13 protein-coding genes and 1 pseudogene are annotated in these 14,217 nt (G+C 64.2%); 2 read left to right on the top strand and 12 right to left on the bottom strand.

What is annotated here, in order from left to right; all coding sequences use genetic code 11:
* Positions 1-11: 11 nt before the first annotated feature.
* From GA0071312_RS12755 to GA0071312_RS12740, 4 genes are all read right to left on the bottom strand, one after another.
* Positions 12-1,580, bottom strand: a complete 1,569-nt coding sequence (locus GA0071312_RS12755) for an ABC transporter substrate-binding protein (protein WP_074445281.1) — start codon at positions 1,578-1,580, stop codon at positions 12-14.
* 61 nt (positions 1,581-1,641) lie between these two features.
* A complete protein-coding gene (locus GA0071312_RS12750) occupies positions 1,642-2,532 on the bottom strand; it encodes an ABC transporter permease (RefSeq protein ID WP_074445280.1) in 891 nt (296 codons plus the stop codon).
* On the bottom strand, positions 2,529-3,461 hold the full coding sequence (locus tag GA0071312_RS12745; protein WP_074445279.1) for an ABC transporter permease: 933 nt from the start codon (positions 3,459-3,461) through the stop codon (positions 2,529-2,531). The genes GA0071312_RS12750 and GA0071312_RS12745 overlap by 4 nt, the downstream gene beginning before the upstream one ends.
* On the bottom strand, positions 3,455-4,234 hold the full coding sequence (locus GA0071312_RS12740) for an HAD-IIA family hydrolase (protein WP_074445278.1): 780 nt from the start codon (positions 4,232-4,234) through the stop codon (positions 3,455-3,457). The genes GA0071312_RS12745 and GA0071312_RS12740 overlap by 7 nt, the downstream gene beginning before the upstream one ends.
* A gap of 106 nt (positions 4,235-4,340) precedes the next feature.
* On the opposite strand from GA0071312_RS12740, the gene GA0071312_RS12735 reads away from it, so the two are divergent.
* Positions 4,341-5,243 (top strand): LysR family transcriptional regulator, encoded by a 903-nt coding sequence (locus GA0071312_RS12735; protein ID WP_074445277.1) that lies wholly within the window; start codon positions 4,341-4,343, stop codon positions 5,241-5,243.
* 225 nt (positions 5,244-5,468) lie between these two features.
* Positions 5,469-7,109, top strand: coding sequence for a bifunctional metallophosphatase/5'-nucleotidase (locus GA0071312_RS12730; RefSeq protein WP_074445276.1), 1,641 nt, complete (start codon positions 5,469-5,471; stop codon positions 7,107-7,109).
* A 143-nt stretch (positions 7,110-7,252) separates the two neighbouring features.
* Here GA0071312_RS12730 and GA0071312_RS20610 read toward each other — a convergent pair whose 3' ends face one another.
* The 8 genes and pseudogenes from GA0071312_RS20610 to GA0071312_RS12700 all read right to left on the bottom strand — a co-directional run bounded on the left by GA0071312_RS20610 (position 7,253) and on the right by GA0071312_RS12700 (position 14,188).
* Positions 7,253-7,384, bottom strand: coding sequence for an inositol monophosphatase family protein (locus GA0071312_RS20610; protein WP_420819971.1), 132 nt, complete (start codon positions 7,382-7,384; stop codon positions 7,253-7,255).
* Positions 7,385-7,387: 3 nt separating this feature from the next.
* Positions 7,388-7,561 (bottom strand): hypothetical protein, encoded by a 174-nt coding sequence (locus tag GA0071312_RS20605; protein ID WP_420819964.1) that lies wholly within the window; start codon positions 7,559-7,561, stop codon positions 7,388-7,390.
* A gap of 10 nt (positions 7,562-7,571) precedes the next feature.
* Positions 7,572-7,790, bottom strand: coding sequence for a TOBE domain-containing protein (locus tag GA0071312_RS12720; RefSeq protein ID WP_074445275.1), 219 nt, complete (start codon positions 7,788-7,790; stop codon positions 7,572-7,574).
* Positions 7,791-7,950: 160 nt separating this feature from the next.
* A pseudogene (locus GA0071312_RS20360) lies at positions 7,951-8,092 on the bottom strand (IS256 family transposase); the annotation flags it as partial.
* Positions 8,093-8,284: 192 nt separating this feature from the next.
* A complete protein-coding gene (locus GA0071312_RS12715; protein WP_074445274.1) occupies positions 8,285-9,526 on the bottom strand; it encodes a cation:proton antiporter in 1,242 nt (413 codons plus the stop codon).
* Positions 9,527-9,859: 333 nt separating this feature from the next.
* The gene (locus tag GA0071312_RS12710; protein ID WP_074445273.1) at positions 9,860-10,534 is read right to left on the bottom strand and encodes a helix-turn-helix transcriptional regulator; all 675 of its coding nucleotides are present in this window, start codon (positions 10,532-10,534) and stop codon (positions 9,860-9,862) included.
* A 213-nt stretch (positions 10,535-10,747) separates the two neighbouring features.
* Positions 10,748-12,073, bottom strand: coding sequence for an HlyD family type I secretion periplasmic adaptor subunit (locus GA0071312_RS12705; RefSeq protein WP_074445272.1), 1,326 nt, complete (start codon positions 12,071-12,073; stop codon positions 10,748-10,750).
* Positions 12,074-12,076: 3 nt separating this feature from the next.
* Positions 12,077-14,188: a type I secretion system permease/ATPase gene (locus GA0071312_RS12700; protein WP_108721872.1), complete on the bottom strand. Its 2,112-nt coding sequence runs from the start codon at positions 14,186-14,188 to the stop codon at positions 12,077-12,079.
* Between the last annotated feature and the right edge of the window lie 29 nt (positions 14,189-14,217).

Genomic DNA, 14,217 nt, shown 5'->3' with positions numbered 1-14,217 from the left:
CGATCGTCGTGTCAGGACTCGTTCTCGCTGATGCGCCCGGCGCGGAAATCGAGCACGTAAGGGATATGCGTGGCAGCGGGAGCCCAGTCGATCTCGGCGCGCATGCCCCAGGCCTCGAACGGGCGGTAGAGCGGCAGCACGGGCGGATCGGCGGCGATGCGGTCCATCAGTTCCGCATAGGCCTCGCGGCGGGTGGCGGTATCTTCCGAGAAGCGGAATCGCTCCCAGGTCTCGGCATAGGCCGCATCCGTATTGAACCGCTCGCAGCTCTCCGAGGGTCCGCCCGGCGCCCACATGACGCCGAAGGAGCCGAAGGGATCGGCGAAATACATCGGGTTCGACCAGGTGCGGGTCATCATCTCGGACGAGCAGCCGGTCCAGCTCTCGCGCGGGTTGATCACGCCGTTGATGCCCACAGCGTCCCACATTTCCATGATCGCCTGGGCGGCAAGCAGATCATTGGTGTAATAAGAGGGCGAATGGATGTCGTAGGTGATCTCGGCACCGTCATAGCCGGCTTCTTCGAGAAGGCGACGCGCTTCCTCGGGATCGTGGCGGAAGGTTTCGAGCTCGGGCATGTAGAGATCGCCGAATTCCTCCATCGTGTGGGACGACGGCACCTCGGCCATGCCGAGCCAGAGCGCTTCGTTGAGAAGATCGCGATCAATGGCGAGGCTGAGTGCCTGGCGGATGCGCGGATCGGCGATTTCGGGATGGTTCGCGTTCATGATCATGACATGGAACAAGGGCGTCACCGATCCTTCAGTCTTGAAGGCCGGATCACTCTCGATCAGTTCGATCTGGTCGGGGGCGATATTGGTGATGATGTCGACCTCGCCCGAGCGCAGGGCCGTGACGCGGCTCACGGTCTCGGGGATGCGGGTGACGATGACGCGCTCATAGGGGGCCGGCTCGCCCCAGAATTCCGCGTGGCGCTCATAGACGATGCGCTCGCCGGGAATGAACTCGGCGATGCGGTAGGGGCCCGTGCCGACAGGGGCGAGGCCGAAAGCCTCGTAGGCCGCGATCTCGTCGGCTTGCGGATGTCCGGCGAGGCCCATCAGATAGGCCTGGGGCACGATCATGGTCTGCTGCATCGAGAGCAGGGTCTCGAAGAGCGGCTCGGGCTGGGCGGTATAGACGCGCACCTTGCCGTCCGGGCGCAGCTCGGCACGGGTGAAATTGCCCAGACGGTCGCGCTTGCGCACCATGTAGGGCGGGTAAGTCGGGGAAAACATGCGGTTGAGGGAGAAGACGACGTCATGCGCCGTCATCGGCGTGCCGTCATGAAAGACGACGTCCTCACGGATGGTGAATTCGATCACCTGCGGCGAGATCTGCTCCCATTCGGTCGCAAGCCCGGGCACGAAGCCGCCGTCGCCGGCATGATCACGCGCGATCAGCGTGTCGAAGGCGTTGTAGTAGAATTGCGAGCCGACATTCGAGTGATCCTCGCCGGGATCGAGATAGTTCGAGACGTTCTGCGCGCCGACGCGCAGCTCCTGGGCGAGTGCCGGCGAGAGGCCTGAGAGAGCGGCGAGGCTGAGCGCGAGGGCCGTCCCTGTAAAAAAGCGTTTCATGGTCTTGCTCCGAATAGCCGTGTTGCAGGTCAGTGGGGCGGCACCGTGCCGCCGTTTCGCACTACCGGTCGCGCAGGCGGACATCGGCGCGATCCCGCAGGAAATCGCCGAGGATCTGCACGACCAGGGTGACGAGGAGGATCAGGAGAGCCGGCGTGATCACCAGCCAAGGCGCATTCGGCATGTAGGCGCGGCCATGGCCGACCATGGAGCCGAGTGTCGCTGTCGGCGGTCGCACGCCGAGACCGAGAAACGACAGGGTGCTCTCCAGAAGAACGATGGTGGCGAAGCTCAGCGCGAACATCACCACGAGCGGGGAAACCAGGTTGGGCAGGAGATGCTTGACCGCCAGCCGCCAGGGAGAGGCGCCGGCCGCGCGGGCCGCTTCCATGAAGGGCTGGTCGCGCAGCTTGATCACCTCGCCGCGCACCACGCGCCCGAAGGTCTCCCAGCCGGCAATGCCGAGCACCAGCACCAGCACGATCAGATCACCCCCGAACAGCGCGACCGCGAGCAGCGCGATCAGGGTGAAGGGCACCGCGATCTGGATGTCGATCAATCCCGCGATCAGGTCATCCACGATGCCGCCGACGAGACCGGCGATCAGGCCGAGCGTGAGGCCGAGCAGCATGCCGAGCGTCGCGCCGGCAAGGGCGAGGCCGATGGTCAGGCGCAGGGCATGCAGTGAACGCGAGAGGATGTCGCGACCCAGCTCATCCGTGCCCAGCCAGTAGCCGGAAACGGCACGGTCGAAACCCAGGGGCGGGCGCAGGCGCGCCAGCAGGCTCTGCGCATTCGGATCGACCGGCGCGATATACGGGGCGAACAAGGCCGCTGCGAGCAGGGTGAGCCCCAGGATGAAGGCGCCGCGTTCGAGCAGGCCGGCATCGTGCCACAGGGCGAGCGGGCCGCCGGACCCGGCCCGGGAAGAGAGTGCAATCGGTGTCGTCATGATGTCCGCGCTCCCAGCCGCACGCGCGGATCCACCAGCGCGTAGGCGATATCGGTGAGGATGTTGATGACGATGACGGCGCTCGCCACGGCGAGGACACCGAATTGCAGGACCGGGTAATCGCGCCGGATCGCTGCCGTGACGAGGAGATCGCCGATTCCCCGCCAGGAGAAGACGGTTTCGATCACCACGGCACCCGCAGAGACCAGGGCCGTCACCATCAGGCCGAAGACGGAGAGCACCGTGATCAGGGTGTTGCGCATGGCGTGACGCGTGATCACCGTGCGCTCGGGCAGCCCCTTGGCCCGCGCCGTGCGCAGGTAGTCCTGGCCGAGCACGTCAAGGGTGGCGTTGCGGGTGTAACGGATCAGCGCCGCGATATAGGTCAGCGAGAGGGCCGTGACCGGCATGATGAAATGCGCCCCGCTGCCGTTGCCCGCGCTCGGGAGAAGGCGCAGCCAGTAGGAGAAGACCAGCAGCAGCAGCGTCGCCATCACGAAATTGGGCGTGGCGTAACCGATGAAGGCGCCGGTCATCACCGCCTTCGCTCCGTTCGACCGGCGCCGGATCGCGGCATAGATGCCGGCGGGGATGGCGATCACGAGGGTAACGAGGATGGCCGTCCCGACCAGTTGCAGGGTCGGTCCGACCCGCTCCAGGAAGATCGTGGTGACCGGGCGGCGCTCGATCAGGGAGAGGCCGAATTCGCCCTCGATCATGCCGCGCAGGAAGCGCCAGTACTGGGTGACCATGTCCTCGCGCAGGCCATAATAGACGATCAGCTCGGCCCGGCTCTGGGCGTCGAGCGCGTCACCGCCGATGAAATCGATCGCATCGCCGGACAGACGGGTGGCGAAGAAGACGATGGTGACGATCACGAAGAGCGTCACGGCCATCTTGGCGAGGGCACGCAGGAGAAAGATCAGCATGAGGTTCTCTCCGTGGCGGTCGCCGCCCGCTCCATGATCGCCGCGGCGCCTCTTGCGGGATCAACGAGGATGAAGGGGATGCCGAGCGCGCGGGCGCCATGCCCGTCAGTCGCGTCGTTGTCGCCGATCATGACGGCTTCCGACGCGCGCAATCCGGCCCGGGCAAGGGCGATGTCGAACAGGGTGGGTGCCGGTTTGCCGAGGCTCTCGAACGGGTGATCGGGCAGCACGGCATGAATGGCGGCGAGCAGGGCGCCGGTCTCGGGAACGGCGTCGCCTTCCGCAGATGGGTGACAGGTGTCGGGATTGGCGACGACGAGCCGCGCGCCAGCCTGTAGCTGGCGCAGCGCCCGGGCGAGGCTTGCATAGGTCATTCCGGTATCACGACAGAGCACGACCGTGTCCGGATTCGCGTTCGTCAGCCGCAGGCCGATCCCTTCCGCGAATGCCGCCATGACCGGCGCGGCATGCAGGGCGATCGCCGGCGCCGGCTCCACATGCGCGAGACGCCGCAGCGTCTCGGCGCCGGCGAGGATGATCCGCTGCGCCGATACCGCGATGCCGAGACGCTCCAGCCGCAGCGACAGGCTCTCGGGCGTGTCGGTGGAATTGTTCGACACGATCCAGAGCCGGTCACGGTGCTGCGCGATGAAGGCGGGGATTCCCGGCAGCACGCGGTCCCCACAGATCAGGCATCCGTCGAGATCGCACAGGATCGCCTTCGCCGTGGCGATGCGGGATGTGTCGGGAAAATCGTCGTGCGGTCGCTTCATGCCTCGTCCCTCTCGATACGGAGACGATGGGCTGCGGCTTTGACATTCCTGTTACAGACGAAAGCTAGACTTTCATCCGCGTTAAGAACTTGTTGGGAATCGCGCCATGAAACCCTCACCGGCTGCGCGGCGGGCCTTGCAGGCCGTCGCCCTGAAGGGCTCCTATGCAGCCGCTGCACGCAGTGTCGGCGTTTCGCAGCCTGCGATCACGCAACAGATCCGCGAGCTGGAGCGACAGAGCGGCGCCATCCTGTTCGAGCGCTGTGACGGGCGCCTGATACCGACACCGTTCTGCTCGGAACTGGTCGGCCTGTTCGAGGAAATCGAGCATCTCGAGGCCCGGGCGGAGCAGGTTCTCGCGCGCCGGCGTGCCACCTCGTCGGGCCTGTTGCGCATCGGTCTGGGCAACGCCATGCCCGGCATGGCCCTGATCGGCGCCTTTCAGCGTGGTTATCCCGGCGTGCAGATCGAGGTGATCTCGCACGATTATGCCGGCATCATCGATGCGGTGGTGGAACGGCGGGTCGATATCGGCATCCTGCCCAATCTGCCGCCGGATCAGCGCTTCGAGCGCGAGACCCTGATCGAGCAGGAAGTCGTCGCCATCGCGCATCCGGGCGATCCGATCGCGCGGTTCGACAATGTCGATTGCCAGCAGCTGGCCCGGCTGCCGCTGCTTTTCCGCAGCAGCGGCTCTTCGACGCAAAGGCTCGTCGACAGTGCATTCCGCAAGGCCGGATTGTCACCCAGGCCACGTCTCGTCCTCGATACGCGTGACGCCGTCTATGAGGCAGTCGTCAACCGCATGGGCGTCGGTTTCATGTGGCGCCACGGGACCGGTCGGACCGATGCCATCCGGCGCATCGGCGTGATCGGCATCGCTCCGCCCTGCGCCGAATCGGTGTTTCGACTGAGCGGTCCCGCCGACATTCTCGTCACCGCCTTCTTCGCCGCCGCACGCGCCTTCCATCGCGACGGGCGCGTCAATGCGATGTCCGGGCTTGGGTGAGGATCATGCCGGGGAAACGCGGATTTCAGGCTTGCCTTTCCCAAGGTGAGCTCGAAACATTATTGCGTCTATTAAGTGTCAGAAATCTTATTTAAAGTATCCATCGTCACAAAATTGATGCTCAACTGATTCATAAGCAAGTTTCCAGGACAAATAATTCCATTAGCTGGCTCAATCATCTGGAGGGGCGCAAGTATGAATCGCAAACTTGTCACAGGAGCAGCCATGCCTGCGATCAACCGTCGACGGCTACTGCAAATTGCCGGTGCGACCATGGCGGTTGCCAGTGCCGGCGTATTCACAATGCGTTCCCCGCGCGCAGGAAACGGGCAGCAGGTGCATATCCTGCATATCAACGACATGCACAGCCGGCTGGAACCTGTCGCGGCCAGCACCGGCGCCTGTGGCGGGAGCGCGCTTGAAGAGGGCAATTGTTTCGGCGGTGCCGCACGGCTTGCCAGCGCAATTCGGAAACGGCGCGAGGCGATCGCGGAGACGGGTGTGCCGGTCCTCACGCTCGACGCCGGCGACCAGAGTCAAGGGACGTTGTTCTACACCACGTTCGGCGGCAAGGCCGAAGTGGAAATGATGAACATGATCGGTTTCGACGCGATGACGCTGGGCAACCACGAGTTCAATCGCGGTCCTGATTCGCTGGCGGAAATGCTGGCCACGGCGCAATTCCCGATCGTCTCGGGCAATACGCATGTCGAAGCCGGGCACCCGCTGGCCGAACTGGTGCGCGACCATCTCGTGATCGAGCGCGCGGGCGTGCGCATCGGCATCCTCGGCGTCACGACGCCGGATACCGTATTCCTGTCCTCGCCCGGGGAAGTGGTGTCGTTTGCAGACCCGGTCGAACATTTGCGCGAAGCCGCAGCCCGGCTGAAGCGCATGGGTGTCGACAACATCATCGTTCTCTCGCATCTGGGTTTCGTGCAGGATCAGGCCCTGGCCGCGTCGGTCGACGGCATTTCCCTGATCGTCGGCGGGCACAGCCATACCCTGCTGTCGAATGCCGTGGCGGACGCACCTGCCTATGCCACGATGGTGGCCAGCCCGTCGGGCCGCGCCGTGCCGATCGTTCAGGCTTATGCCTTCTCGCGGTACCTTGGCGATCTCGCAGTCGAGTTCGACGAGGATGGTGCCGTCATCGCGGCATCCGGTGATACGATCGAATTGACGATGGTCGCCTATGACGAAGCCGGAGACGTCGCGGCCCGCGTCGCTGCACTGGCCGGGCCGATCGACGAACTGCGCCGCACGCCCGTTGCCGAACTCGGTGCGGGGATTGATGGCAGCCGAGAGAGTTGTCGCGCCGGTGAGTGCGAGATGGGCAATACGGTGGCCGATGCCATGGTTGCGCGCATGGCTGCAGCCGGCGTGACCATGGCGATCACGAATGGCGGCGGGCTTCGCGCCTCACTCGAACCTGGAATGGTTACGGTCGGCGACGTTCTGACGGTCCTCCCGTTCCAGAACACGCTCTATACCCTGGATGTCTCGGGTGAGGCGATCCTCGCGGCCCTGGAGCATGGGGTCAACGGCATCGAAGAAGGCGCCGGTCGGTTCCCGCAGGTCTCCGGGCTGCGTTTCAGGCTCGATCCCACCATCCCCGCAAATTCGGGGCGCGTTTCCAACGTGGAAGTCGCGACGCCCGACGGCTGGACCCCGATCGATCCGGGCGCGACCTACACGATCGCCACCAACAATTTCATGGCACGCGGAGGTGACGGCTACGCCATGCTCGAAAGCGCGGGGAGAAACGGCTACGACACGGCGATCGACATTGCGGATGTGTTAGCCGCGTATCTGGCTGAAAGGCCGGACTTTGCTCCCGGTCTCGACGGGCGGATCGTCCAATAGAGCCCGCCTCAGCCTGACACGCACCCGGACCGGTCGCTCTCAATGGAGTTGCCCGGCCCGGGGCGCACACGAACGTGCCGGATTTTTTCCGCGTTTCGCATGTGCCACCTGCGCCAGATGGACTTGTGCCGGGTGAACCGGCGTCACGGCATGGGCCGGAACGCGACCGGCATGGTTCCGTCGATCGGGTCGATCACCCAGGTGAAGCCGCTCGTCCCCGGTCTGGGCGCGCCCTCCTCGCCGAGGATCGCGTCATCGGGGAAGGCCGCAGTGATCTGTTAGCGGATCAGCGCCTCGATCGCTCGGTCGGCATGGCTGACCACGTCCTGCGCTGTCGCCTTGGTCTCGACCGCGAGTGTCTCGCGCCGTTCGAAGAAGTCGAGCGCTGGGGCACCTGCGTGCCTCGCGAGGTCACAGGCATAATTTTGGCGATCTGCGATGGCTTCGTTCATTCTTTTTGCTTCAGTCGAGACGCGTAATGCCGGCAGGGTCCACGGCGATGCCGACAGGGTCACCGGGTGCGAAGCGCGGCTCGTCGATCGGTCGCGAGACCAGCAGTGTCGTGTTGCCACTCCTGACAGCATATTCCATGCGGCTACCCAGATAAGTGGCGCTATCAATACGGGCCTCGGGTCCTGTCTCGGATCTGGTGGAAATTCCCTGGCGATGTGCTCCAGGCATGTGAAGGTTTCGCCGCTCGGGCGGCGAGGTCAAGCGTGATCGGATTGATCGGTTGAGAGAGGGTATTCGATCCATCAACCTTGCGCATCTGGATCCGAGCGGAGGCAAGCAGCAGCGCCGAGAGCAGCATCGAAAAGTTTTCGCCGCAGTCGTCGCGTCAGCGTCCGATCACGGCCGCAAGCTCTTCTTCGAACAGCGCCTCAATCGTAGCGCGAGTGTTCTGCCGAAGCCGTTCCTCGATGGAGTCGTAACAGGCGTTGCTGCACAGTAGCACGCTTGGTCGTGTCTGTAGTCTGGTTCATGGCATTATCTCCCTGGCGGTTGCCGACGCCGGTTGGATGGGTTGGAACACCTGGAGATTACGCCGCCATCAGATTGCCACCACCTTCGCGACAAGATCGCCCCCTTGCGGTCAAATGCTCGCGCAATGTCGCAATCCCTATGCCCCGGACCCATCGGTCAAGGGCTGAATATCACCGGAGCCGCGCAAGCCTTCACGAGCGCACATCTTCGGGCCAGCGCCGAAACAGAAGCTCAAGCACGATCGGCGCCACGAGGCAGGTAAGCACTGATACCAGCACGAAAGCGGCAAACAACTCTGCAGGGACGGCCCAGTCGCCGAGCTGTCGCCCACGTTCCATGATGATCATGGTGATTTCCGCGCGCGGCACGAGGCTCACGCCAATCAGGGTCGACCCGACCGAACCGGTGGTGAGCAGGCTGGGGATGGCAGCGCCGAGAACCTTGCCCGCGATCGCGACCAGCGTCAGTACGAGGCCGATCCAGAGCGCCGCCCCGATCGCGTCAACCTCGACGGCGAGCCCGATGCCGATGAAGAAGAAAGGCGCGAGGAGATGATAGACACCGCTGAAACCGGCATCAATATTGACGGCTTCAGGATCACGGCTGAATGCCAGCCCGGCGAAAAGCGCGCCGAGCGCTGCGGAAAATTCGAGCCATGCGGCCACACCGGCAATCAGGATCGCGATTCCGGCCACGAAGACCATCAGTTCCGGCTGTGAGGCAAATCGCTTGAACGCCGTCGTCAGGCGCTCCTCGCCGTAGCGGGCGAAGGCGATGCACAGGCCGGCAAAGAGGACGAAGTTCAGAAAGAAGGCACCACCCGTACCAAGCAATGCCCGGAAAATTTCGCCGTTTGCCGAAACAGCGCCCTCCGTCTCGCGCAACACCGGAAGAATGGCAAAAAGCAGGACCATCAGCGCCACCCCTGACAGATCATCCATCTCGGCGACATCGGTCAGGATCTGCCCCTTGCGCGTCCCGAGCGCCTCGTGCTGACGCCACATGGCCAGAGAGACACCGATGCTCGTCGCCGTCAGAGCGACGGCGGCGATCAGGCTCGGAATCTGCGCAAAACCAAGCAGATAGATCATCACGAGGTAGCCCAGCCCCGCGCTGAGCGCGACGTTGCCGATCCAGATCACGCTCGCACTGCGCAATTGTCGACGAAGCCCCTGCAGATCGCTCTCCAGCCCGACGCGGAACAGCAGCACGATGATCCCGAGCTCGGCCAGAACCTCGAAGGTGAAATCAGCACGCTCTGACAGAATGCTCCACCTGTCATCCGCCAGGCGCAGGGCGAAGCCGAGCGCCATGAAGCCGATCAGCGCAGGGACGCGCGTTCGATCAAGCAATGCCTTCGCGACAAGAGCCGTGGCAACGAGCGCACCAATCAGAAAGATCAGGAAAGAGACGGACTGAATCGACTCGGTCATGCGGCCTCCTGGCGCCGATCAACCGAACCCGGTTTCTCCCATACAGGCCTTGCCGGCGCTTTCCGGGAAGAACATGCGATGGATGTGACGCCTGCACTGGCAGTTGGAACCGAAACCGGGTAAGTGTCTCCGTTGAACTTGGTTCCAGTTCCGAGCGGCAGCGACGCCGGACGCGCGTCACAGGCTCCGGGCCTGATGATACTGTCGGGAGCATGAACGGCATGCCTGACGATGCGCAATATGGAGCATTCGGCTCAAGCCGGGCCTTCGCTGCGGGGTTGCGCGGGGTTGCGCGAGGTTGATTGTCATCATGCCAGGATGGCGGAAAGCACTCTAAGAGTGCACCTCAAGATGCTGCAGTGCCGTGTCGCGTGTCTTCTTTTCAGGCCTGCTTCCGCCGAGAAGCAGAACCACTTGCGTGCGATTGGTCACCTTCAGCTTGCGCATGATCTGCGTCAGGTGCATCTTCACCGTGTTGTCCGACAGGCCGAGTTCCGCTGCGATCACCTTGTTGGCATTGCCTTCGAGCACACCGGACGCCACCTCACGCTCGCGTGGCGTGAGCCTGGCCCAACCTTCCGCCGGCGGCGTGATCGGATGCGCAGATTCTTCCCGGGTCTCCACCCGCAAGCCACAGGCCGCTCCGATCATGAAGAGCAGGGCATCGAGTGAGGGTGGCAGTTTCACCGTGTCCGCAATGCCGATATTGGCCACGCCGTCGAGCATGAGCATGACGATGCGGGTTCCGGGGAAAGCTGCACTCAGGAACTGCAGGCTGTTATGCGCATCCGAGTGACTGGCATCGACGATCAGAATGTCTTCACCTGCCGGCTCGAAGGCGTTGGCAGCCTCGACCGTTGCGGCATGCAAAATCTGTGTGAGCGCATACTTGCGCAGTATTTCGGCCTGGATGCATTCCCGCACGAGCTGAAGCGCACTCACAATGATGAGGCGCCCCCCGAACCCGGTCTGTCGTCCGCTTATTGCACTCAGTTTCAGATCACGCATCTGACTACCCAAATTCTGTTGACGATGTGTTTTAGAAAACCCATTTGACGATCAACGAGCGCATGTCGACTACCCTACACTGGTTTTGATTAAACACAGAATCAAAATGTATGATGAAATTCAAATTTCTTGATACAATTCGATTTCAAGGATATTTGGACAGGAAAGAAAATCTCAGATTGTTTTGCGCCGCAATAGCCTCATCCATGATCATCACTCCTCCCTGAATGCCCTCGCCATGCTGTCCTTGACCGGTTGCAGCAGATATTCGGCGAAACTGCGCTCGCGCGTCTTGATATACACTTCCGCCGGCATGCCCGGCGTCGGTGCGAAATCGCTCACTTTGGCGAGAGAGCGCGCGTCGAGCCTTATCCGGGCCACGAAGCCATCCTGCCCGCTCGCCTCGCGTCCCAGTTCCGCCGGCAGCGCATCCGCCGAGACATAAGTCACGCGCCCTTCCACCATCGGCGTCGTGCGCTTGTTGAGCGCAGTGAGGCGCACCGAGGCGCTTTGCCCGATGCGGACGCTGTCGATATCCTGCGGGCGCACGCGTGCCTGGATGACGAGATCAGCATCAAGCGGCACGATCTCCGCGACCGGGCTCCCGGCTTCGATGACACCACCCGGCGTGTGATAGCGCATCTTGACGATGATGCCGTCCTCCGGGGCGATGATCGCGCTGCGCTCGACCATGTCCGCAGCGGCCCGGCGGCGCTCGCGCACGTCCTTCAACTCGGCCTCGACCTCCTGCGATTGCTCCACCGCGACCTTGGCCGCAGCGTTGCGCACGGAGAGGATCTGCTCGTTGATGCGGGCGATGCGCTCGCGCGAGTCACCCATGTCACCCACCAGCCGCCCGACCTCGCCATCAAGGCCGGCCTGTGCGCGACGCAGGGCGAGCACTTCCGGGCGGCGCACGAAGCCGTCGCTGAGGAGCTTCTCCTTGCCTTCCAGCTCTTCGGCAATGATGGCGATCTGCCGCTCGATCGCCGCGCGCTGCGCCTCGGCACCCATGATGCGCTCGTTGAGCCCGTCGATGCCGGCAGAGAGCGTGGATATCTCGCTCCCCACATGCCGCCGGCGGGCCTCGAAGGTCTCCGTCTGCGCCGCGATGATCTCGGCGATATCCGGATCCGCCTGCGCTTCGGCGAGCAGTGCCTCGGAGAAGCTGATGCGTGTCGCACCGGCGATCTCGGCATCCAGCCGCGCCTTGATGGCCGCGAGGCGCGCCGCGCGCAAATCGAGCCGGCGCAGCTCTGCTGCGGCGGCGGTCTGGTCGAGGGTGATGATCTCCTGCCCCTTGCGCACGAGATCGCCCTCGGACACCAGAATCCCGGCGATCACGCCCCCTTCGAGATGCTGCATGATCTTGTTCTGGCCCGAGGCGACGAAATAACCGGTGGAGACGACAGCGCCGGAGATCGGTGCGGCGATGCCCCAGACGCCGAAGACGGAGACGAAGACCGCAATCACCGCAATCCCGTAGAAGATGGCGCCGCGCGTGCTGCGGGGAATGTCGGCGCTCCAATCGTCCATCATGGCTCATTCTCCCGGTTGCGGGCCGCTATCGGGCCGTTTGTCGTTCCTGCCCTGATCCTGCGGCTTGCCACCCTGATCGGGACGCGGCGCGACGGGTTTCGTGGTGGAGAGCCGGCGCAGGATCTCGTCACGCGGCCCGAGTGCCTCGACGGCGCCGTTGCGCAGGACGAGGATCTTGTCGACGCTGCGCAGGAGCGCGGGGCGCTGGGTGATGGCGATGACGGTGATGCCGCGCTCCTTGGCACGCCCGAGAGCCCGCGCGAGCGCCATCTCGCCGGGCGTGTCGAGGTTGGAATTGGGCTCGTCGAGGATGACGAGGCGCGGGTTGCCGAAGAAGGCCCGCGCGAGGCCGATCCGCTGCTTCTGCCCGCCCGAGAGCGGCGATCCGTCGATCGAGACGAGCGTTTCGTAGCCCTGCGCAAAGCCGGAAATCATCTCGTGCACGTCGGCGAGCTCGGCGGCGGCGAAGATCGCGGCATCATCGGCATCAGTGCGCATGCGCGCGATATTGGCCTTGATGGTGGCGGGAAACAGCTGCACGTCCTGCGGCAGATAGCCGACGCTCTCGCCGAACTGGCGCGGATCCCAGTTGCGCAGATCCATCGCATCGAGCCGCACCGAGCCCGCCGTCGGGGTGATCGCGCCGACGAGCATGCGCCCCAGTGTCGACTTTCCAGCACCGGACGATCCCACCACCGCGAGCGTCTCGCCGGGCTCCAGCGAGAAGCTCACGCCGTTGAGGATCACCTGCTTGTTGGGCGGCGGCACATAAAGCACCCGCTCGACATCGAGCCGGCCCTTCGGATCGGGAAGGCGCAGGCGCGGCTGGTTCAGCGGCGTGGTGTGCAGGAGCGAGCGGATGCGCTGGAAGGCCGAGCGGGCCTGCACCAGATGGCGCCAGCCCTCGATCGTCCCCTCCACCGGCGAGAGCGCGCGCGAGGCGATGATCGAGGCGGCGATCACCATGCCGCCGGTGAGCTGATCCTGCAGCGCAAGAAACGCCCCCCAGCCGAGGATCGCGACCTGGGTGCAAAGCCGCACGAATTTCGACAGGCCCGTCATGGCGATGTTGCGATCCTGCGCCGAGACCTGCGAGCGCAGGGATTCGGCGGTATCGCGCCCCCACAACCCCACGCCTTCGGGGATCATGCCCATGGCATTGATCACCTGCGCATTGCGCGCCATCGAGTCCGCCTGGAGATTGGCGCGCCCGGCAAAGGCATTGGCGCGCGCGAAGCTCATCGCCGTCAGTCTCTGGTTGAGTCCGGCCACAGCGAGCAGCGCAATGCCGGTCGCGGCGACGATCATGCCGAGATCGGGGTGGATCAGGAAGATCACCAGCAGATAGATTGGTGCGACCGGGGCATCGAGGATGTTGAGCAGCACGCCGCCGGTGAGGAAGGAGCGGATCTGCTGGAGATCGGGCAGCACCTGGAACTCGCGAATCGAGCCGCCCTGCGCCGCCTTCGCCGCCGAGGCGAGAACCGGCGAGCCGAGCCGGCTCTCGAAATCCACCGCCACCCGCATCAGCATGAAGCGGCGGATCATGTCGAGCACCACATGGGCCAGCAGCGCGGCGACGACGATCGCTGTGAGCATGATCAAAGTGTCGATGCTGCGGCTCGACAGAACCCGGTCGGAAATCTGAAAGAGATAGATTGGAATCGACAGGACGAGGATGTTCACGAAGAAGGAGAAAACGACGACGACCCAGAGATTGCGGCGCACGCCTGCAAGGCCGCGCCCGAGAATGTCGCGAAAGTCACCGCCTTCGCGCCGGCTCTCAAGCCGGGGCGTGCCGCCTCCTCCGCCACCGCCGCCGGTTTCCTTGGGCGGAGGCGGCTTGTCGCCACCCGAAGCGTCGCGCTTGAGCGGCAATTCGCGGATATTGTCGTGATGGCGATCAGGCGGAAGGGGGGCTTCGCCACGCATTTGCTTGCGGCGCATCTCTTCAGGTGCATTCGGTACAGGGGCAGCCGGCGCCTTTCCCGCAGCGAGCGCGCGGATCTCGGCCACGCGTAGCCGGATATCCTGCTCAAGCGCATTCATCACCGCCTCCTGGCTGTCGGATCCCTGCGCCGGATCCGGCGCGAAACTGTCGCCGAGCTTGTTCATGATGCCCCTCCCCCGCTTTCCTGGTTTCG

It is taken from the genome of Saliniramus fredricksonii (assembly GCF_900094735.1).
GTDB lineage: Bacteria > Pseudomonadota > Alphaproteobacteria > Rhizobiales > Beijerinckiaceae > Saliniramus > Saliniramus fredricksonii.
The sequence above is the reverse complement of the archived record's forward strand: the minus strand, read 5'-3'. Positions and strand labels throughout refer to the sequence as shown.